At 68.8% G+C, this 20086-nt stretch carries 19 protein-coding genes; 15 read left to right on the top strand and 4 right to left on the bottom strand.

The features are described from left to right. Window positions 1-63: 63 nt before the first annotated feature. Complete coding sequence (locus OG254_RS28675) at window positions 64-759, top strand: demethylmenaquinone methyltransferase (RefSeq protein ID WP_405587213.1); 696 nt, start codon at window positions 64-66, stop codon at window positions 757-759. Here OG254_RS28675 and OG254_RS28680 read toward each other — a convergent pair. Then, a complete protein-coding gene (locus OG254_RS28680) occupies window positions 746-1057 on the bottom strand; it encodes a PASTA domain-containing protein (RefSeq protein WP_351196779.1) in 312 nt (103 codons plus the stop codon). The genes OG254_RS28675 and OG254_RS28680 overlap by 14 nt on opposite strands. Before the next feature lie 186 nt (window positions 1058-1243). Further along, window positions 1244-1750 carry a GNAT family N-acetyltransferase gene (locus OG254_RS28685; protein WP_351196777.1) on the bottom strand — a complete coding sequence of 169 codons (507 nt, stop codon included), beginning with the start codon at window positions 1748-1750 and terminating at the stop codon, window positions 1244-1246. A 97-nt stretch (window positions 1751-1847) separates the two neighbouring features. Here OG254_RS28685 and OG254_RS28690 point away from each other — a divergent pair, with 97 nt between their 5' ends. Next, complete coding sequence (locus tag OG254_RS28690; RefSeq protein ID WP_147995075.1) at window positions 1848-3155, top strand: geranylgeranyl reductase family protein; 1308 nt, start codon at window positions 1848-1850, stop codon at window positions 3153-3155. A gap of 1 nt (window position 3156) precedes the next feature. Here the strand turns inward: OG254_RS28690 and def are convergent, their stop codons facing one another. Beyond that, window positions 3157-3783, bottom strand: a complete 627-nt coding sequence (def, locus tag OG254_RS28695) for a peptide deformylase (protein ID WP_405587217.1) — start codon at window positions 3781-3783, stop codon at window positions 3157-3159. A 108-nt stretch (window positions 3784-3891) separates the two neighbouring features. Between def and OG254_RS28700 the strand changes: the two genes are divergently transcribed. Beyond that, complete coding sequence (locus OG254_RS28700; RefSeq protein ID WP_405587220.1) at window positions 3892-5718, top strand: FAD-dependent oxidoreductase; 1827 nt, start codon at window positions 3892-3894, stop codon at window positions 5716-5718. A gap of 69 nt (window positions 5719-5787) precedes the next feature. On the opposite strand, the gene OG254_RS28705 is transcribed toward OG254_RS28700, so the two are convergent. After that, window positions 5788-6621 carry a C40 family peptidase gene (locus OG254_RS28705; protein WP_351196771.1) on the bottom strand — a complete coding sequence of 278 codons (834 nt, stop codon included), beginning with the start codon at window positions 6619-6621 and terminating at the stop codon, window positions 5788-5790. A gap of 714 nt (window positions 6622-7335) precedes the next feature. Here OG254_RS28705 and OG254_RS28710 point away from each other — a divergent pair. Genes OG254_RS28710 through nuoL form a run of 12 tightly spaced genes read left to right on the top strand, consistent with a single transcriptional unit; the run spans window position 7336 to window position 20082 of the window. After that, entirely contained in the window at window positions 7336-7695 is a 360-nt protein-coding gene (locus OG254_RS28710) for an NADH-quinone oxidoreductase subunit A (RefSeq protein WP_030950624.1), read from the top strand. A 15-nt stretch (window positions 7696-7710) separates the two neighbouring features. Further along, a complete protein-coding gene (locus OG254_RS28715) occupies window positions 7711-8265 on the top strand; it encodes an NADH-quinone oxidoreductase subunit B family protein (protein ID WP_147995079.1) in 555 nt (184 codons plus the stop codon). Beyond that, entirely contained in the window at window positions 8262-9023 is a 762-nt protein-coding gene (locus OG254_RS28720) for an NADH-quinone oxidoreductase subunit C (RefSeq protein WP_405587223.1), read from the top strand. The genes OG254_RS28715 and OG254_RS28720 overlap by 4 nt, the downstream gene beginning before the upstream one ends. Next, window positions 9020-10342: an NADH-quinone oxidoreductase subunit D gene (locus tag OG254_RS28725; RefSeq protein WP_351196766.1), complete on the top strand. Its 1323-nt coding sequence runs from the start codon at window positions 9020-9022 to the stop codon at window positions 10340-10342. The genes OG254_RS28720 and OG254_RS28725 overlap by 4 nt, the downstream gene beginning before the upstream one ends. Continuing rightward, entirely contained in the window at window positions 10339-11211 is an 873-nt protein-coding gene (gene nuoE / locus OG254_RS28730; protein ID WP_405587226.1) for an NADH-quinone oxidoreductase subunit NuoE, read from the top strand. The genes OG254_RS28725 and nuoE overlap by 4 nt, the downstream gene beginning before the upstream one ends. Then, complete coding sequence (nuoF, locus tag OG254_RS28735) at window positions 11211-12560, top strand: NADH-quinone oxidoreductase subunit NuoF (RefSeq protein WP_405587228.1); 1350 nt, start codon at window positions 11211-11213, stop codon at window positions 12558-12560. The genes nuoE and nuoF overlap by 1 nt, the downstream gene beginning before the upstream one ends. Next, entirely contained in the window at window positions 12557-15061 is a 2505-nt protein-coding gene (locus tag OG254_RS28740) for an NADH-quinone oxidoreductase subunit G (protein WP_405587230.1), read from the top strand. The genes nuoF and OG254_RS28740 overlap by 4 nt, the downstream gene beginning before the upstream one ends. Beyond that, window positions 15058-16422 carry an NADH-quinone oxidoreductase subunit NuoH gene (gene nuoH / locus OG254_RS28745; protein WP_351196759.1) on the top strand — a complete coding sequence of 455 codons (1365 nt, stop codon included), beginning with the start codon at window positions 15058-15060 and terminating at the stop codon, window positions 16420-16422. The genes OG254_RS28740 and nuoH overlap by 4 nt, the downstream gene beginning before the upstream one ends. Next, window positions 16415-17017: an NADH-quinone oxidoreductase subunit NuoI gene (gene nuoI, locus OG254_RS28750; protein ID WP_405587233.1), complete on the top strand. Its 603-nt coding sequence runs from the start codon at window positions 16415-16417 to the stop codon at window positions 17015-17017. The genes nuoH and nuoI overlap by 8 nt, the downstream gene beginning before the upstream one ends. Next, window positions 17014-17856, top strand: a complete 843-nt coding sequence (locus tag OG254_RS28755; RefSeq protein WP_405587236.1) for an NADH-quinone oxidoreductase subunit J — start codon at window positions 17014-17016, stop codon at window positions 17854-17856. Before nuoI ends, OG254_RS28755 begins: the two co-directional genes overlap by 4 nt. After that, a complete protein-coding gene (gene nuoK, locus OG254_RS28760; protein WP_107904232.1) occupies window positions 17853-18152 on the top strand; it encodes an NADH-quinone oxidoreductase subunit NuoK in 300 nt (99 codons plus the stop codon). Before OG254_RS28755 ends, nuoK begins: the two co-directional genes overlap by 4 nt. Window positions 18153-18168: 16 nt before the next feature. Continuing rightward, window positions 18169-20082 carry an NADH-quinone oxidoreductase subunit L gene (gene nuoL, locus OG254_RS28765; protein ID WP_405587239.1) on the top strand — a complete coding sequence of 638 codons (1914 nt, stop codon included), beginning with the start codon at window positions 18169-18171 and terminating at the stop codon, window positions 20080-20082. Window positions 20083-20086 lie beyond the last annotated feature (4 nt).

The following is a 20086-nucleotide window of genomic DNA, read 5'->3' on the forward strand; positions in this document are numbered from 1 at the left end:
CACGTGGTGCGGTGCGGCCGTACTGCCACATGGCGCCTGCGGCCGTACTGCCACAATGGGCCCGTGACCCGCGCATCCCTGGACAAGCAGCCGCACGAAGTCGCTTCGATGTTCGACAACGTGGCGGAACGGTACGACCTGACCAACGACGTGCTGTCGCTCGGCCAGGACCGCAGATGGCGGGGGGAGGTCGCGAAGGCCGTCGACGCCCGCCCCGCGCAGAAGGTCCTCGACCTGGCCGCCGGTACGGCCACCTCCTCGCTGCCCTTCGCGCAGACCGGCGCGTACGTCGTGCCCTGCGACTTCTCCCTCGGGATGCTCCGGGTCGGCAAGCGCAAGCACAGCTGGCTGCCGTTCACGGCGGGCGATGCGACGAGGCTGCCGTTCAAGGACGACACCTTCGACGCCGTGACGATCTCCTTCGGACTGCGCAACGTCCAAGACTTCGACGCCGCGCTGCGCGAGATGTACCGGGTGACGCGGCCCGGCGGCAGGGTCGTGATCTGCGAGTTCTCGCATCCGACCTGGGCGCCCTTCCGCACGGTCTACACCGAGTACCTGATGCGTGCCCTGCCCCCGGTCGCGCGCAAGGTGTCCTCGAACCCCGACGCGTACGTCTACCTCGCCGAGTCCATCCGCGCCTGGCCCGACCAGCCGGCCCTGGCGGAGCGCCTGCGCAAGGCGGGCTGGTCGAAGGTGGCCTGGCGGAACCTGACGGGCGGGGTCGTGGCCCTGCACCGCGGGTTCAAGCAGAGCTGACCACGGGGTACGGGTCGCCGGGCTCGTCGAGTTCGCGTTGCATTCCGCCCGAGGGCGGCCGCGGTATGCGCGGTTCGCGTACGCCTCCGCCGCCCTCGCCTTCGCCGAAGTCGAACCAGATGTAGACCATCGAGTCCCGCGGCACCTCGGCACCGGGCTGGGGATACTGGCGTACGACGTAATCGACGACGGTGAGATGGAAGTCCGGCCGGTCCGGTGCGTTGAGGATCAGGCCGTGCGACTTCGCTTCCTCGCGCGCGTCCATGGCCATCAGTCCGACGAGTTTCGGTACTCGCACCTCGGGTGTTTTGGGTGTTATGCGCACAGATGTCACCCCCAGCGGTACTGGCAGGGTAACCGCCCGGGGGTGTCGCCCGGAAGCTTCAAGTACCTTTCTGTAACAGTCGATTACGTACGGTCACTAATTCGGAGTCGGGTCATCCGGATAGCCGGGTCATTCGGATGTCGGACACCGGCATGTGTGTCACAGATCGAGCCGGTAGCAGTGCCCCTTCTGCCGCGCCTCGGGCGTCGTGAACACCTCGACGAGCCGCATCCCCAGCCGCCGCGTCACCGCGATCGACCGCTCGTTGCGCGCGTCGACCATCGCCACCACACCCGGAACCCCGGCCGCCCGCAACCGCTCCAGCGTCATCCGGGCGGCCGCGCTGACGTACCCCTTGCCCCAGTGCTCACGTCCGAGCCGCCAGCCGATCTCGATCTCTCCGGTCGGACCCCACTGCCGTTCCCAGGGCTGGGCGCCGGTGAAGCCGATGACCTGCTCGTTCTCGTCGAGCATGGTCCACAGGCAGTACCCGCGCTCGGCGTCGTGCCGCCGCTGGCGCGCGGTGAGTTCCTCGTAGACGGACAGCTCCGCGGCCCTGCCGCCGTGGAACTCCATGACATCCGGGTGGGCGAAGACCCGGTGCCAGGCGACCGCGTCCTCATCGGTGGGCACACGCAGCCGTACTTCGGGGTGAGCTCGGTTCACAGGGCAGCCCTTCAGCCGGGTGATCAATTCTGCTGAATAGACTGCCCATGTCCAGTGCCGGTCGGCACGCAGATTTCGAACCCGGGGAGATCCAGCCGTGACCGTCGTGACCGAGCCCCACTCCTCGCCTCTCTCCGAGAACACCGCCGACGTGATCGTCGTGGGCGCGGGGCCGGCCGGCTCCGCGACGGCGTACCACCTGGCCAAGTCCGGCCTCGACGTCCTGCTGCTGGAGAAGACCGAGTTCCCGAGGGAGAAGGTCTGCGGCGACGGCCTGACCCCGCGCGCGACCAAACAGCTCGTGGCCATGGGCATCGACATCTCCGAGGAAGCGGGCTGGCTGCGCAACAAGGGCCTGAGGATCATCGGCGGCGGCGTGCGCCTCCAGCTGGACTGGCCGGATCTCGCCTCCTTCCCCGACTACGGCCTCGTCCGCAAGCGCGACGACTTCGACGAGCAGCTCGCCCGCCAGGCCCAGAAGGCAGGCGCCCGCCTCTACGAGCGCTGCAACGTCGGCGCTCCGATCATCGACGACCGCACCGGCCGCATCACCGGCGTCCACGCCAAGCTCGGTGAGGAGAAGCGCGAGGTCACCTTCCACGCGCCCCTGGTGGTGGCCGCCGACGGCAACTCCACCCGGCTGTCCCTGGCGATGGGCCTGCACCGCCGCGAGGACCGCCCGATGGGCGTGGCCGTGCGGACGTACTTCGAGAGCCCCCGCCACGACGACGACTACCTGGAATCCTGGCTGGAGCTGTGGGACCGCCGCGGCCCCGGCGAGGACCGCCTCCTGCCCGGCTACGGCTGGATCTTCGGCATGGGCGACGGCACGTCCAACGTCGGCCTGGGCGTGCTCAACACCTCCGACTCCTTCAAGGAGCTGGACTGGCGCGAGGTCCTCAAGGCCTGGTGCGCCTCCATGCCGGAGGACTGGGGCTACACGCCGGACAACATGACGGGCCCGATCCGCGGCGCCGCCCTGCCGATGGCCTTCAACCGCCAGCCGCACTACACCAAGGGCCTGCTGCTGGTCGGCGACGCCGGCGGCCTGGTGAACCCCTTCAACGGCGAGGGCATCGCCTACGCCATGGAGTCCGGCCAGATCGCCGCCGACGTCATCGTCCAGGCCCACGCCCGCTCGACCCCCGCGGGGCGCGAACTGGCCCTCCAGCGCTACCCGCGCGTCCTGAAGGACACCTACGGCGGCTACTACACGCTGGGCCGCGCCTTCGTGAAGCTCATCGGCAACCCGAAGGTCATGAAGATCGCGGCCCAGCGCGGCCTGACGCACCCCATGCTGATGAAGTTCACCCTGAAGCTGCTCGCGAACCTCACGGACCCGACCGGCGGCGACGCGATGGACCGCATCATCAACGGCCTCAGCAAGGTGGCCCCGAAGGCGTGAACTAGCTCTTCAACGCCTCGATGTTGGCGGCCCGGCGCGCGAACACCTCCTCCCGCCGGTCCGCCACCTGCCGCAGCGCCTCCTTCCGCTCCCGCTTGGAGAGCCGGTCCAGATAGACCTGTCCGTCGCAGTGATCGGCCTCGTGCGCGAGGCAGCGGGCGAAGTACCCGGTGCCCTCGATCACGATCGGCTCGCCGTCCTTGTCGACGCCGCGCACCACGGCCCGGTCCGGACGCGGTACGTCCATCACGGCGCCCGGCACGGACAGGCAGCCCTCCGAGTCGTCGAGGAGCCGCCTGCCCGACGCGTCGAGCGGCTCCAGCACCGAATTGACGACATGCCCGACATGACGGACCCCGTCGTCGTCCGGGCAGTCGTACACGAACAGCCGCAAATCGACCCCGACTTGGTTCGCTGCCAGCCCCGCCCCGTCGGCGATGTACATCGTCAGGAACATGTCGTCGATGAGCGCGGCGAGATCGGGCCCGAACTCGGTCACGTCCCTGCACGGCTTGTGCAGCACCTCCTCGCCCACCTCGGTGATCCTGCGCACCGATCCACGCCGGGCCTCGGGCGCGAGCGGCGGATACGACTCCACGGGCCTGCCTTGCACGAAAACGCTGGGCATCGCATTTCTCCTCTTCTGTCCTTGTGCCGTTGCGGGTTGTGAGGATGCTGTGGTCGGCCGGGAAACAGGCTTCCGACCTCGGCGGACCCTCCCTACCCTCCGGGATTCATGACAACAGAACACACGCAGGAGCCCCAGGAGAAGACAGGTCACACGCCATCCGGCCACACGCGCAGACGCTTTCTGGCCGGTGCCGGGTCGGCGGCCGGCGCCGTCGCGTTATGGCCCGCGGGAACCGCGAAGGCGGCCTCCGGCAGACGCGTCGCCGTCCTCGGCGGCGGAGTCTCCGGTCTGAGCGCCGCCCACGAACTCGCCGAACGCGGCTACGCCGTCACCGTCTACGAGTACTACGACGTCCTCGGCGGCAAGGCCCGCTCGATGCCCGTCCCGGGGACGGCGGCCGGCGGCCGCGCCGACCTCCCCGCCGAGCACGGCTTCCGCTTCTTCCCCGGCTTCTACCGGAACCTGCCGGACACCATGCGCCGCATCCCCGTCCCCGGCAACGCGCACGGCGTCCACGACAACCTCGTCAGCGGCACCGAGGCCCTGTTCGCCCGCGCCGGCGGCCGTCCTGACCTGCACTTCCCGCTGCGCCGCGCCACCACCCCGCCCCGCCCCGGCGACCTCACCCTCGGCTGGATCCGCGACCAGCTCCTGTCGGTCCTGGACCTCGGCACCCGCCTGCCCGCCCACGAGGTGGCCTACTTCGCCGACCGGCTCCTGGTCCACCTCACCAGCTGCGACGCCCGCCGCGAGGAGCAGTGGGAGAAGGTCTCGTGGTGGGACTTCATCCGCGCCGAGGACATGAGCGAGGAGTACCGGACGCTCCTCGGCATCGGCCAGACCCGCAACCTCGTCGCCACGCGCGCGGAGGTGGCCTCCACCCGGACCGTCGGCCGCGTCATCATCGAGGCCCTGCTGCTGTGGGGCCTGCTCGGCCGCGGCATGGACGGCGACGCCGACATCGACCGCGTCCTGAACGCCCCCACCAGCGAGGCCTGGATCGACCCCTGGGAGGCCCACCTGCGCTCTCTCGGCGTCGCTTTCGCCCTCGGCGCCCAGGTCCGCGAGGTCCGCTACGACGGCGGCCGCGTGAGGGGCGTCCGCGTCTCGGCCCGGGACGGCAGCGACGAACGCACCATCACCGCCGACCACTACATCAGCGCGCTGCCCGTCGAGCACGCGCGCGGAACGTGGGGCCCGGCCCTGCGCGCGGCGGATCCGCAGCTCGCACGCTGCGACGCCCTCCAGGCCGACTGGATGACCGGCGTGATGTTCTACCTGCGCACGCCCACCCCGGTCGTGCACGGCCACATCAACTGCCTCGACTCGCCCTGGTCGGTGACCGCCGTCGGCCAGGCCCAGTTCTGGGACGGACGGGACTTCTCCCGCGACTACGGCGACGGGCGCGCCCGCGACTGCCTGTCCGCCATCATCTCGGAGTGGGACAAGCCGGGCATCCTGTACGGCAAGACGGCCAAGGAGTGCACCAAGGAGGAGGTCGTCGCCGAGCTCTGGGCCCAGCTGAAGGACGGCCTCAACGACGCCGGGAAGGCCGTGCTGCGGGACGAGGACCGTCTCGGCTGGTTCATGGACCCGGCGGTGACGGGTCTGGGCGGCCCTGACCCGCAGAACCGCGAGCAGCTCCTCATTCACCCCACGGGCACGCTCTACAACCGCCCCACGGCCCGCACGAGGGTCCCGAACTTCTTCCTCGCGGGCGACTACGTCCGCACGGACGTGGACCTCGCGACGATGGAGGGCGCCAACGAGTCGGCCCGCCTCGCGGTCAACGCACTCCTGGACGCGGACAATTCGGACGCCGAGCGCTGTGGGATCTGGGAGCTGTACCGGCCCCCGGAGATGGAGCCCCTCAAGCGGATCGACGCGCTGCGCTACAAGCTCGGCCTGCCCAACACCTTCGACCTCGGATGAGACGTATCGGACAAGACGTAAGGGCCGCTGCCCCCGAGCGGCTGCGGCCCTTACGGTGATCCCTGTGCGTCAGAGGACGCGCACCGCGCCCGACGCCGGGTAGCCGGACAGGTCCTGGATGACGACACCCTTGGAGGGGTTGGCCGCGTCCAGGTACTGGCCGTTACCGATGTAGACCCCCACATGGTAGGCGGAACCCTTGCCGCCCCAGTAGAGGATGTCGCCGACCTGGATCTGCGACAGCGGGATGTCGGTGCCGGACATCGACTGGTCCTGCGAAACGCGCGGCAGGTCGACGCCGACCTGCTTGAACGCGGCCTGGACCAGGCTGGAGCAGTCCCACGCGTTGGGGCCGGTGGCGCCCATGACGTAGGCGTCGCCCACCTGCGCCTGGAGGAAGGCGATGACCGTGCCGACGCTGCCGCTGGCGGGAGCGGGCACGTCGACGTTCGTGTCCGCGGAAGCGGACAGGGTGGCCCGCTCCGCGCTGCGCGAGGCGGCCTCCTCGGCGGCGGCCCTGCGGGCCTCCTCCGCCTTCTTCTTCGCCTCGGCCTTCTTCTTGGCCTCTGCGAGGTCCTTCTTGGCTTCCTTGGCCGCCGCGGCGGCGGCCGCGTCACGCTCGGCGTCGAGCTCGTAGTTCGCCGCAGCCAACTGGGTGGCGTCGGCGGACTGGGCGAGCTGGTCCGCCAGGTCACCCGTGAGGGTGGGCAGTTCGATGGTCTGCGTAGCCGGCTCGGCGGCGTGCGCCGTGGCCGCAGCGCCTGCCGCTGCCATGCTGAGGACGCCACCGGCAACTCCGGCGCGCATCGCGATGGTCGTCGACGCGGTGCGGCGGGGCTTCCGGTGGCTACGTATGTGAGCGGTGTGGGACATGAGAACAACGGGTATCAGGGGCTCCTCCATACCTTCAAGGAACGTGTGCTGCGCCACAGTTGTTCAATCGGCGCTCCAAATTCCTGTCCGACCGCCCTTTATTGACGCCCTAACGGACATTGCGGACGCCCGCTACCCTGCCCGTGATCACGGCCTTTCATCATTAAGTCCGAATTGCCCAGCGCTTACCACTTGTTGGGACCGGTGGCCAAGCCCGGTTCTCAGAGGTCTCTCATCGATGTGGCAGAGGTCACGCAACGGTTACGGCAGTGTGCGCGTCCCGTGCCCGGATCGCGCCCGGCATCGCTCGTGAACGCGTGCACGCGTCCACATCCGCTCCCGACTCTCCCTCTGATGTGTGAACGGGGTCCTCTATCAAGGCGTCCCGTCCAGCACCAATTTGCATGCAAGAGAACTCTCTTGATATTGAGACGACCCCTCCGAGCTGCGCCGACGAGCGAAAATGTCACCTCTGGTGATCACCTGGACGCTTCTCGTGTGAAGATCACCGCTCATCCATGTTCATGATCCTTCGTCAGGTGGTGGAGATCACAAAGCTTGTGTAATACCCCGTGTCGCAGATCACAGAGCGGCGGGCATAGGATGCGAGGCAGTTGGGCTTGTGACCTGCTTCACATGTTCTCGATCTTCGCCGGGACGAGCGGGGCTCGTGGGACTGGTGAGGCGGCTGTGAGCCCAGTGCAACCGCCAGCAGTCAGTGCCGACTGAGAGGAGCGAGGAGCGGTGAACGCGTATGCGCCCATCCTCGTACTGGGAGCCCTCGGGGCAGGCTTTGCGATCTTCTCCGTGGTCATGGCCACGCTGATCGGTCCGAAGCGGTACAACCGGGCCAAGCTCGAGGCCTACGAGTGCGGAATCGAGCCGACCCCCACGCCGGCCGGCGGCGGGCGCTTCCCGATCAAGTACTACCTGACGGCGATGCTCTTCATCATCTTCGATATCGAGATCGTCTTCCTCTACCCCTGGGCCGTCACCTTCGACTCCCTGGGGATTTTCGGGCTCGTGGAGATGCTGCTCTTCGTGCTCACCGTCTTCGTCGCGTACGCGTACGTATGGCGGCGCGGCGGCCTGGAATGGGACTGAGGGGCCTTTAACGACATGGGACTCGAAGAAAAGCTGCCGAGCGGATTCCTGCTGACCACCGTCGAGCAGGCCGCGGGCTGGGTGCGCAAGGCGTCCGTCTTCCCGGCGACCTTCGGCCTCGCCTGCTGTGCCATCGAGATGATGACCACCGGTGCCGGCCGATACGACCTGGCGCGCTTCGGCATGGAGGTCTTCCGCGGCTCGCCGCGTCAGGCCGACCTGATGATCGTCGCCGGCCGGGTCAGCCAGAAGATGGCGCCGGTGCTCAGGCAGGTCTATGACCAGATGCCGAACCCCAAGTGGGTGATCTCCATGGGGGTCTGCGCCTCCTCGGGCGGCATGTTCAACAACTACGCGATCGTGCAGGGCGTCGACCACATCGTCCCGGTCGACATCTATCTGCCGGGCTGCCCGCCGCGGCCCGAGATGCTGCTGGACGCCATCCTCAAGCTGCACCAGAAGATCCAGACCTCCAAGCTCGGCGTGAACGCCGAGGAGGCGGCCCGCGAGGCGGAGGAAGCGGCGCTCAAGGCCCTGCCCACGATCGAGATGAAGGGGCTGCTGCAGTGAGCGACGCGAACGGAACCAACGGGGCGAACGGGTCCAACGGGGTCAACCCCGAGAAGGACCTCTCCGCCTCCAACCTCCCCGGCCAGCGCGGCCAGGGCGGCGAGGAGATCCGTGTCCAGCGCGGCATGTTCGGCGCCACCAACGGCGGCGACACCTCCGGCTACGGCGGCCTCGTCCGCTCCGTCCGGCTCCCGGGACCGGCGAACCGCCCCTACGGCGGCTGGTTCGACGAGGTCGCCGACGAACTCGAGGGCGCCCTGGAGGAGCAGGGACTCCTGCCCGGCAACGCCATCGAGGCGACGGTCGTCGACCGCGGCGAGCTCACCTTCTACATCGAGCGCGAGCACCTGGTCCGCGTCGCCCGCACCCTGCGCGACGACCCGGCCCTGCGCTTCGAGCTGTGCACCGGGGTCAGTGGCGTCCACTACCCGAGCGACAAGGGCCGTGAGCTGCACGCCGTCTACCACCTGCGCTCGATCACCCACAACCGGCTGATCCGCCTCGAAGTCAGCGCCCCGGACAGCGACCCGCACGTCCCGTCGCTCGTCTCCGTCTATCCGACCAACGACTGGCACGAGCGCGAGACCTACGACTTCTTCGGCATCGTCTTCGACGGTCACCCGGCCCTGACGCGGATCATGATGCCGGACGACTGGCAGGGCCACCCTCAGCGCAAGGACTACTCCCTCGGCGGCATCCCCGTCGAGTACAAGGGCGCCCAGATCCCGGCTCCGGACCAGCGGAGGTCGTACTCGTGAGCACGCAGTCAGCATCTGCCCGTGAGACCACCGAGGGCACCGTATATACGGTCACCGGTGGCGACTGGGACGAGGTCGTCCAGGCCGCGGCCCGCGCCGACGACGAGCGCATCGTCCTCAACATGGGTCCGCAGCACCCCTCCACCCACGGTGTGCTCCGCCTGATCCTGGAGATCGACGGCGAGACCGTCACCGAGGCCCGCTGCGGCATCGGCTATCTCCACACCGGCATCGAGAAGAACCTCGAGTACCGGACCTGGACGCAGGGCACCACGTTCGTGACGCGCATGGACTATCTGACGTCCTTCTTCAACGAGACCGCCTACTGTCTCGCCGTCGAGAAGCTCCTCGGCATCGAGGACCAGATCACCGAGCGCGCCAAGATCATCCGGGTGCTCCTGATGGAGCTGAACCGACTCTCCTCCCACCTGGTGTGCATCGCCACCGGCGGCATGGAGCTCGGCGCCACCACGATCATGATCTACGGATTCCGTGATCGTGAAATGATTCTCGACATCTACGAGCTCATCACGGGCCTCAGGATGAACCACGCGTACATCCGCCCCGGCGGACTCGCCCAGGACCTGCCGCCCGGCGCGGTGGACCAGATCCGCGAGTTCGTGAAGAAGATGAAGAAGAACCTCCCGGAGTACGACAAGCTCGCCACCGGGAACCCCATCTTCAAGGCCCGCATGCAGGACGTCGGCTATCTCGACCTGGCCGGCTGCATGGCCCTCGGCGCCACCGGCCCGATCCTGCGCTCCACCGGCCTGCCGCACGACCTGCGCAAGACGCAGCCGTACTGCGACTACGAGACGTACGACTTCGAGATCCCGACCGCCGACACCTGCGACTCCTACGGGCGCTTCCTGATCCGCCTGGAGGAGATGCGCCAGTCCCTCGGGATCGTCGAGCAGTGCCTGGACCGGCTCCAGCCCGGCCCGGTCATGGTCGCCGACAAGAAGATCGCCTGGCCCGCCCAGCTCGCCCTGGGACCCGACGGGCTCGGCAACTCCCTCGACCACATCAAGAAGATCATGGGCACCTCCATGGAGGCCCTGATCCACCACTTCAAGCTGGTCACCGAGGGCTTCCGCGTCCCGCCGGGACAGGCGTACGCGGCCGTCGAGTCACCCAAGGGCGAGCTCGGGGTGCATGCCGTGTCCGACGGCGGCACCCGCCCCTTCCGGGTCCACTTCCGCGACCCGTCCTTCACCAACCTGCAGGCCATGGCGGCGATGTGCGAGGGCGGCCAGGTCGCCGACGTCATCGTCGCCGTCGCGTCCATCGACCCCGTGATGGGAGGCGTCGACCGGTGACCACCTCTTCTTCCGAGCGGGGCGTCAGCCTGGGCATGCCCGAACTGCCCGCGCCCGGCTACCCGGACGACGTTCGAGCCCGACTGGAGGCCGACGCGCGCGAGCTCATCGCCCGCTACCCGGACTCCCGGTCCGCCCTCCTGCCGTTGCTGCACCTGGTGCAGTCGGAGGAGGGCCATGTCACGCGCACCGGGATGCAGTTCTGCGCGGACGTACTGGAGCTGACCACGGCCGAGGTCACCGCGGTCGCCACCTTCTACACCATGTACCGGCGCAAGCCGAGCGGTGACTACCAGGTGGGCGTCTGCACCAACACGCTGTGTGCGGTGATGGGCGGCGACGCGATCTTCGAGGAGCTCCAGGAGCACCTGGGCGTCGGCAACGGCGAGACCACGGGCGACGGCAAGGTCACCCTGGAGCACATCGAGTGCAACGCGGCCTGCGACTTCGCGCCGGTCGTGATGGTCAACTGGGAGTTCTTCGACAACCAGACCCCGGCCAGTGCCAAGCGCCTCGTCGACGATCTGCGCGCGGACCGGCCCGTGGAGCCGACGCGCGGGGCCCGGCTGTGCACCTTCAAGGAGACCGCGCGGATCCTGGCCGGCTTCCCCGACGAGCGGCCCGGGGCCGTCGAGGAGGGCGGCAGTGCGGGACCGGCGTCGCTGGTGGGCCTCCGCCTGGCCAAGGGAGAGGTCGCACCCGCGCGCGTGGTCCATCCGCGGGTCGGCGGCCCGCACGACGAGCCGCAGGGCAAGGCAGCGCACCAACCGTCGTCGGCTGAACACCTCAGCTCGCACGACGCGCCGCAGGAATCGTCCGCGTCCGACCCGGCCCACCCGGCAGGGCCTGTCGCCGAGGAGGGGGAGTGATGACGTTGGCACCAGAGCTGAAGGAAAACAGCCCCGAGAAGCTGCTCGCACCCGTGCTGTCGGCCTTCTGGGACGAGGACAGGTCCTGGACGCTCGACGTCTACCGAAGGCACGAAGGATACGAGGGACTCCGCAAGGCGCTGGCCATGTCGCCGGACGACCTGATCGCGTACGTCAAGGACTCCGGTCTGCGCGGGCGCGGCGGTGCGGGATTCCCGACCGGAATGAAATGGCAGTTCATTCCGCAGGGAGATGGAAAGCCGCACTATCTAGTTGTCAACGCCGACGAATCGGAGCCCGGAACCTGTAAGGACATTCCGCTCCTCTTCGCGAACCCGCACAGCCTCATCGAGGGCATTGTCATCGCGTGTTATGCCATCAGGTCTTCGCATGCCTTCATCTATCTGCGTGGTGAAGTCGTCCCTGTTCTGCGGCGGTTGCACGAGGCCGTGCGCGAGGCCTACGCGGCCGGCTTCCTCGGCGAGAACATCCTGGGCAGCGGACTCGACCTCGAACTCACCGTGCACGCCGGCGCCGGCGCGTATATCTGCGGTGAGGAGACCGCACTGCTCGACTCGCTCGAAGGCCGCCGTGGTCAACCGCGGCTCCGTCCCCCCTTCCCTGCGGTGGCAGGTCTCTACGCCTGCCCGACTGTTGTGAACAACGTCGAGTCGATCGCGTCGGTTCCCGCGATTCTGCATCGGGGCAAAGAATGGTTCCGCTCGATGGGCAGCGAGAAGTCCCCGGGCTTCACGCTCTACTCGCTCAGCGGCCATGTCGTCAGCCCCGGCCAGTACGAGGCCCCGCTCGGCATCACGCTCCGCCAGCTCCTTGAAATGAGCGGCGGCATGCGGCCCGGCCACCGCCTGAAGTTCTGGACGCCGGGCGGATCCTCGACGCCGATGTTCACCGACGAGCACCTCGACGTCCCCCTCGACTACGAGGGAGTCGGCGCCGCCGGTTCCATGCTCGGCACCAAGGCCCTGCAGTGCTTCGACGAGACGACCTGCGTCGTGCGGGCCGTCACCCGCTGGACCGAGTTCTACGCCCACGAGTCCTGCGGCAAGTGCACACCCTGCCGCGAAGGCACGTACTGGCTCGTGCAGTTGCTGCGCGACATCGAGGCCGGCAAGGGCGTCATGAGCGACCTCGACAAGCTGAACGACATCGCCGACAACATCAACGGCAAGTCCTTCTGCGCCCTCGGCGACGGCGCCGCCTCGCCGATCTTCTCCTCGCTGAAGTACTTCCGCGAGGAGTACGAGCAGCACATCACGGGCCGCGGCTGCCCCTTCGACCCGGCGAAGTCGACGGCCTGGGCCGACCACCGCACGGAGGTGAACGCATGACTGTGACCACCAGCGCTCCCTCCGGAGGGGGAGAGGCGGCGGTCCCGCCGGAGGATCTCGTGGCGCTGACGATCGACGGCGTGGAGATCAGCGTGCCGAAGGGCACCCTGGTCATCAGGGCCGCCGAGCAGCTCGGCATCGAGATCCCCCGCTTCTGCGACCACCCGCTCCTCGACCCGGCCGGCGCCTGCCGCCAGTGCATCGTCGAGGTCGAGGGCCAGCGCAAGCCGATGGCGTCCTGCACGATCACGTGCACGGACGGCATGGTCGTCAAGACGCACCTCACCTCTCCGGTCGCCGAGAAGGCCCAGAAGGGTGTGATGGAGCTCCTGCTCATCAACCACCCGCTGGACTGCCCGGTCTGCGACAAGGGCGGCGAGTGCCCGCTGCAGAACCAGGCCATGTCGCACGGCCAGTCCGACTCCCGCTTCGAAGGAAAGAAGCGGACCTACGAGAAGCCCGTGGCGATCTCCACACAGGTGCTCCTCGACCGCGAGCGGTGCGTGCTGTGCGCCCGCTGCACCCGGTTCTCCAACCAGGTCGCGGGCGACCCGATGATCGAGCTGCTGGAGCGGGGCGCGCTCCAGCAGGTCGGCACCGGTGAGGGCGATCCGTTCGAGTCGTACTTCTCCGGCAACACCATCCAGATCTGCCCGGTCGGCGCGCTCACCTCGGCGGCGTACCGGTTCCGCTCCCGCCCCTTCGACCTCGTCTCCTCGCCGTCGGTGTGCGAGCACTGCTCCGGTGGCTGCGCCACCCGCACCGACCACCGGCGCGGCAAGGTCATGCGACGCCTCGCGGCCGACGACCCCGAGGTCAACGAGGAGTGGATGTGCGACAAGGGCCGGTTCGGCTTCCGGTACGCCCAGCAGCGCGACCGGCTCCAGACGCCGTTGGTGCGCAACGCGGAGGGTGAGCTGGAGCCGGCCTCCTGGCCGGAGGCTCTCCAGATCGCAGCTCAAGGGCTGCTCGCCTCGCGTGGCCGCACCGGCGTGCTGACCGGCGGCCGGCTCACCGTCGAGGACGCTTACGCGTACAGCAAGTTCGCGCGCGTGGCGCTCGACACCAACGACATCGACTTCCGCGCGCGCGTACACAGCGGCGAGGAGGCCGACTTCCTCGCCGCGCGGGTCGCCGGTCACGGCCGCGACCTGGACGGCAGGGGCGTCACCTACACCTCCCTGGAGAAGGCGCCGGCGGTCCTGCTGGCCGGGTTCGAGGCCGAGGAGGAGGCGCCCGGCGTCTTTCTGCGGCTGCGCAAGGCCTGGCGCGGGCACGGCCAGAAGGTCTTCTCGCTCGCCACGCACGCGACACGCGGCCTGGAGAAGGCGGGCGGCACGCTGCTGCCCGCCGCTCCCGGCACCGAGACCGAGTGGCTGGACGCGCTCGCGAGCGGCGTCGGCCTGGACGGAGGCGGTGCGCAGGCGTCCGAGGCGCTGCGCACCGAGGGCGCGGTGATCGTCGTCGGCGAGCGGCTGGCCGCCGTGGAGGGCGGGCTCACCGCAGCCGTACGCGCGGCGACCGCGACCGGGGCCGACCTGGTGTGGATCCCACGCAGGGCGGGGGAGCGCGGCGCCGTCGAGGCGGGCGCGCTGCCGACGCTGCTGCCGGGCGGACGTCCCGCGACCGACCCACGCGCGCGTGAGGAGGTCGCCGCCGTCTGGGGCCTGGCCGAACTCCCGCTCCGCTACGGCCGTGACGCCGGCCAGATCGTCGAGGCGGCCGCCACCGGCGAGCTCCAGGCCCTGCTGGTCGCGGGCGTCGAGGTCGCCGACCTGCCCGACCCGGCACGCGCGCGTGAGGCGCTCGGTGAGGTCGGCTTCGTGGTGTCGCTGGAACTGCGGCCCGGTGAGGTGACCGAGCTCGCCGACGTCGTGCTGCCGGTCGCCGCGGTCGCCGAGAAGGCCGGCACCTTCCTCAACTGGGAGGGCCGGGTGCGCTTCTTCGAGGCCGCGCTCAAGCCCGACCAGATGACCCGCCGCCTGGCGCCGACCGACGCGCGCGTGCTGCAGATGCTGGCCGATGCCATGGACGTACACCTGGGCCTGCCGGATCTGCGCACCACGCGCGCGGAGATCGACCGGCTCGGTGCCTGGGACGGGCCGAGGGCCACCGAACCCCTTGAGGTCGCCGCCACGTTGCCGCGGCCGGCCGCCGGCGAGGCCGTCCTGGCCGGGCACCGGCTGCTGCTCGACCAGGGCCTGCTCCAGGAGGGCGACGAGGCGCTCGCCGGCACCCGGCACGCCGCCCACGCGCGCGTGTCGGCCGCCACGGCCGCCGAGGCCGGCGTGAAGGACGGCGACGTCCTGGCCGTGACCGGCCCCGCCGGAGTCGTCGAACTGCCCCTTCAGATCACGCAGATGCCCGACCGGGTGGTCTGGCTCCCGCTGAACTCCGTGGGCGCCGGCGTCGCCTCCGACGCCGGGGTGCTGCCCGGCTCACTCGTCCGCATCGGCCCGGCGACCCTGACGTCCGAGGCCCCCGAGGAGGTGGAGGCATGAGCCCTTTCCTCGCCGCTGAAGACCTCTCGATGTTCGGCCGCGACCCGTGGTGGCTGGTCGTCATCAAGGCGGTGTTCTGCTTCGCCTTCCTGATGGTGACCGTGCTGTTCTCCATCGTCTGGGAGCGCAAGGTCGTCGCCTGGATGCAGCTGCGCATCGGCCCCAACCGGCACGGCCCCTGGGGCATGCTCCAGTCGCTCGCCGACGGCATCAAGCTGATGCTGAAGGAAGACGTCATCGTCAAACGCGCGGACAAGGTGGTCTACATCCTCGCGCCGATCGTCGCGGCCATCCCGGCCTTCATGGCGATCGCGGTGATCCCCTTCGGCCCGGCCGGCAACGAGATCTCGATCTTCGGCCAGCGCACCACGATGCAGCTCACCGACCTGCCGATCGCGATGCTCTACATCCTCGCGGTCGCCTCGGTCGGCATCTACGGCATCGTCCTTGCGGGTTGGAGCTCCGGATCCACCTATCCGCTGCTCGGCGGCCTGCGGTCCTGCGCGCAGATGATCTCCTACGAGATCGCGATGGGCGCCGCCTTCGCCTCGGTGTTCCTCTACTCCGGTTCGATGTCGACCTCGGCGATCGTCGAGGCGCAGCAGGACCGCTGGTACGTCGTGCTGCTGCCGGTCTCCTTCATCATCTACATCATCACGATGGTCGGTGAGACCAACCGCGCCCCCTTCGACATGCCGGAGTCCGAGGGCGACCTGGTCGGCGGCTTCAACACCGAGTACTCGTCGATCAAGTTCGCGCTGTTCATGCTCGCCGAGTACGTGAACATGGTGACGGTGTCGGCGGTGTCGGTGACGCTCTTCCTGGGCGGCTGGCGGGCCCCGTATCCGATCAGCACCTTCTGGGAGGGCGCGAACCACGGCTGGTGGCCGATGCTCTGGTTCGTGATCAAGGTCCAGCTGCTGCTGTTCTTCTTCATCTGGCTGCGCGGGACGCTGCCTCGCGTCCGCTACGACCAGCTGATGAAGCTCGGCTGGAAGGTCCTCATCCCGGTCTCCGTCGTCTGGCTGATGCTCGTCGCGACCGTGCGGACCCTGCGCAACGAGAACTACGACTTCGCCGACATCGCCCTCTACGTCGGCGGCGGCGTCCTCGCCCTGCTCCTGCTCTCCTTCCTCGCCGACATGTTCCGCGAGAAGGCGAAGGGCGGCGAGGGGGCCGCCGAGGAACCGGCCGGTTTCGACGCGATGGCGGGCGGATTCCCCGTACCACCGCTGCCGGGACAGGAGTTGCCGCCGGTGCCGCGTCGCCGCTCGCACCGCGAGCGGGAGCTGATTGTCAGTGGTGGGCCCGATACTCAGAGTGACGGATCTCTGGATGGAAAGGAGGCGTCCGATGGCTGAGGAGCCCAAGGAGACCAAGCCCGGTTTCCAGAACCCCGTGGCCGGCTTCGGCGTGACCTTCAAGGCCATGTTCAAGAAGCGGCTGACCGAGCAGTACCCGGAGCAGCAGAAGACCACCGCTCCCCGCTTCCACGGACGGCACCAGCTCAACCGTCATCCGGACGGCCTGGAGAAGTGCGTCGGCTGCGAGCTGTGCGCCTGGGCCTGCCCCGCCGACGCCATCTATGTGGAGGGCGCCGACAACACCGACGAGGAGCGCTACTCGCCGGGCGAGCGGTACGGGCGCGTGTACCAGATCAACTACGCCCGCTGCATCCTGTGCGGCCTGTGCATCGAGGCGTGCCCCACGCGCGCGCTCACGATGACGAACGAGTTCGAGCTCGCCGACTCCAGCCGCGCCAACCTCATCTACACCAAGGAGCAACTGCTCGCCGGTCTTGAGGACGGCATGGTCGACAGCCCCCACGCCATCTACCCGGGGACCGACGAGCAGGACTACTACCGGGGCCTGGTGACGGAGGCCGCGCCGGGGACCGAGCAGCAGGTCGCCGTGTCCAAGGGCGAGAAGCCCGAGGATGAGGAGGTGGACGCATGAGCGCGCAGCTCGCCGCCTACTCCACCTCCACGGGCGAGGCCTTCCAGTTCTGGATCCTCGGCACCGTCGCCGTGATCGGCGCCCTGTGCACCGTATTCATGAAGAAGGCCGTGCACAGCGCGCTCTGCCTGGCCGGGACCATGATCATCCTGGCGGTGTTCTACCTCGCCAACGGCGCCTACTTCCTGGGCGTTGTCCAGATCATCGTCTACACCGGCGCGATCATGATGCTGTTCCTGTTCGTGGTGATGCTTGTCGGCGTCACGGCCGCCGACTCCCTGAAGGAGACCATCAAGGGCCAGCGCTGGCTGGCCCTTCTCTGTGGCCTGGGCTTCGGCGCCCTGCTGATCGGGGGCATCGGCAACGCCTCGATCACGGAGTTCAACGGCCTCGCGCAGGCGAACGCGAACGGCAATGTGGAGGGCCTCGCCACCCTCATCTTCACCAAGTACGTCTTCGCCTTCGAGATCACCGGCGCCCTGCTGATCACGGCCGCCATCGGCGCCATGGTGCTCACGCACCGCGAGCGCACCGAGCGCGCCAAGACCCAGCGCGAGCTGTCCGAAGAGCGCGTCCGCGAGGGCAAGCACGTCCCGCCGCTGCCGGCCCCCGGCGTGTACGCCCGGCACAACGCCGTGGACATCGCGGGCCTGCTGCCCGACGGCACCCCGTCCGACCTCACGGTCAGCAAGACGCTGCGTGAGCGCGGCCAGATCCGTGACGTGTCAACCGAGGCGCTCAACGATCTGCGGGCGCTGGAGCAGCGGGCGGAGGAGCGGCTGGAGCGGACCGCCATCGAGCCGTCGACCTTCAAGCGGCCAGAGGAGGCGTCGAAGTGAACCCGGTCAACTACATCTATCTCGCGGCTCTGTTGTTCACGATCGGTGCCACCGGCGTGCTGATCAGGCGCAACGCGATCGTCGTGTTCATGTGCATCGAGCTGATGCTCAACGCCTGCAACCTCACGCTCGTCGCCTTCTCCCGGATGCACGGCAATCTCGACGGCCAGATCATCGCCTTCTTCACGATGGTCGTCGCCGCCGCGGAGGTCGTCGTCGGGCTGGCGATCATCGTGTCGCTGTTCCGTTCCCGCCACTCGGCCTCGGTCGACGACGCCAGCCTGATGAAGCTCTGAGGGGTCGGAAGAAAACGTGGAGAACCTGATTGCGCTGCTGATCGCAGCGCCCCTGCTCGGAGCGGCCGTACTGCTGTGCGGCGGCCGGCGCCTGGACGCCGTCGGCCAGTGGATCGGCACGCTCCTGTCCTTCGTCTCCTTCGCCTTCGGCGTGGTCCTCTTCGCCGACCTGCTCGGCAAGGGCGCCGAAGAACGGACCCTGACCCAGCACCTGTTCAGCTGGATCCAGGTCGAGGGCTTCCAGGCGGACGTCGCCTTCCGCCTCGACCAGCTGTCGATGACGTTCGTGCTGCTGATCACCGGCGTCGGCTCGCTGATCCACCTGTACTCGATCGGGTACATGGAGCACGACGAGCGGCGCCGCCGCTTCTTCGGCTATCTGAACCTGTTCCTCGCAGCGATGCTGCTGCTGGTCCTCGCCGACAACTACCTGCTGCTGTACGTCGGCTGGGAGGGCGTCGGTCTCGCGTCGTACCTGCTCATCGGCTTCTGGCAGCACAAGCCCAGCGCCGCCACCGCCGCGAAGAAGGCCTTCCTGGTCAACCGCGTCGGCGACATGGGCCTGTCGATCGCGATCATGCTGATGTTCTTCTGGTTCGGCACCTTCGCCTTCGGGCCGCTGCTCGGCGGCGAGGGCGGGCCCGGCATGGTCGGGGACGCGAGCGAGGGCAAGCTCACCGCCATCGGCCTGATGCTGCTGCTCGCGGCCTGCGGCAAGTCCGCCCAGGTGCCGCTGCAGTCCTGGCTCGGGGACGCGATGGAGGGCCCGACCCCGGTCTCGGCCCTCATCCACGCCGCGACGATGGTGACCGCGGGCGTCTACCTGATCGTCCGCTCCGGCGCGATCTTCAATGCCGCGCCCGACGCCCAGTTGGTCGTCACGATCGTCGGCGCCGTCACGCTCCTGTTCGGTGCGATCGTCGGTTGCGCGAAGGACGACATCAAGAAGGCACTGGCCGGCTCGACCATGTCGCAGATCGGCTACATGGTCCTCGCCGCGGGCCTCGGCCCCATCGGCTACGTCTTCGCGATCATGCACCTGGTGACGCACGGCTTCTTCAAGGCCGGGCTGTTCCTCGGCGCCGGTTCGGTCATGCACGGCATGAACGACGAGGTCGACATGCGCAAGTACGGCGGCCTGCGCAAGTACATGCCGGTCACCTTCGTCACCTTCGGCCTCGGCTACCTCGCGATCATCGGCTTCCCCGGTCTGTCCGGCTTCTTCTCCAAGGACAAGATCATCGAGGCGGCGTTCGCCAAGGGCGGCACCGAGGGCTGGATCCTCGGCGGCTGCGCCCTGCTGGGCGCCGCGATCACCGCGTTCTACATGACGCGCGTGATGCTGATGACGTTCTTCGGCGAGAAGCGCTGGCAGCCGGACGAGAAGGGCAACGAACCGCACCCGCACGAGTCGCCCAAGGTCATGACGATCCCCATGATCGTGCTGGCCGTCGGTTCGGTGGCCGCTGGTGCGTTCTTCAGCATCGGTGACCGCTTCATCCACTGGCTGGAGCCCATCACCGGGCACGACCACGGCCACGCGCCGATCAGCGCGGGAGCCATCACCGGCGCGACCGTCGCGTGCATGGTCATCGGCGTCGCCATCGCCTACGGCCAGTACGGCCGCCGCCCGGTCCCGGCCGTCGCCCCGCGCGGGTCGTTGCTCACCCGGGCCGCCCGGCGCGACCTGTACCAGGACGACTTCAACCACGTCGTCCTCGTCCGCGGCGGCGAGCACCTCACGCGCTCCCTGGTGTACGTCGACCACACGCTGGTCGACGGTGTCGTCAACGGCACGGCGGCCTCGGTCGGCGGCCTGTCCGGACGGATGCGCAAGCTGCAGAACGGCTTCGCGCGGTCGTACGCGGTCTCGATGTTCGGCGGTGTGGCGATCCTCATTGCCGCGACCCTGCTGATGAGGGCGGTCTGATACC

It is taken from the genome of Streptomyces sp. NBC_01092 (genome assembly GCF_045039535.1).
In the GTDB taxonomy this organism is placed as follows: Bacteria; Actinomycetota; Actinomycetes; order Streptomycetales; family Streptomycetaceae; genus Streptomyces.

Bases quoted from the DNA above. Each gene is read 5' to 3' on its own strand.
- def (WP_405587217.1), bottom strand. From the start codon at position 3,783: ATGCCCAGCGTTTTCGTGCAAGGCAGGCCCGTGGAGTCGTATCCGCCG.
- nuoI (WP_405587233.1), top strand. From the start codon at position 16,415: ATGGCTGAGGAGCCCAAGGAGACCAAGCCCGGTTTCCAGAACCCCGTG.
- nuoF (WP_405587228.1), top strand. From the start codon at position 11,211: ATGACGTTGGCACCAGAGCTGAAGGAAAACAGCCCCGAGAAGCTGCTC.
- nuoH (WP_351196759.1), top strand. From the start codon at position 15,058: ATGAGCCCTTTCCTCGCCGCTGAAGACCTCTCGATGTTCGGCCGCGAC.
- OG254_RS28715 (WP_147995079.1), top strand. From the start codon at position 7,711: ATGGGACTCGAAGAAAAGCTGCCGAGCGGATTCCTGCTGACCACCGTC.
- OG254_RS28705 (WP_351196771.1), bottom strand. From the start codon at position 6,621: ATGGAGGAGCCCCTGATACCCGTTGTTCTCATGTCCCACACCGCTCAC.
- OG254_RS28700 (WP_405587220.1), top strand. From the start codon at position 3,892: ATGACAACAGAACACACGCAGGAGCCCCAGGAGAAGACAGGTCACACG.
- OG254_RS28755 (WP_405587236.1), top strand. From the start codon at position 17,014: ATGAGCGCGCAGCTCGCCGCCTACTCCACCTCCACGGGCGAGGCCTTC.
- OG254_RS28740 (WP_405587230.1), top strand. From the start codon at position 12,557: ATGACTGTGACCACCAGCGCTCCCTCCGGAGGGGGAGAGGCGGCGGTC.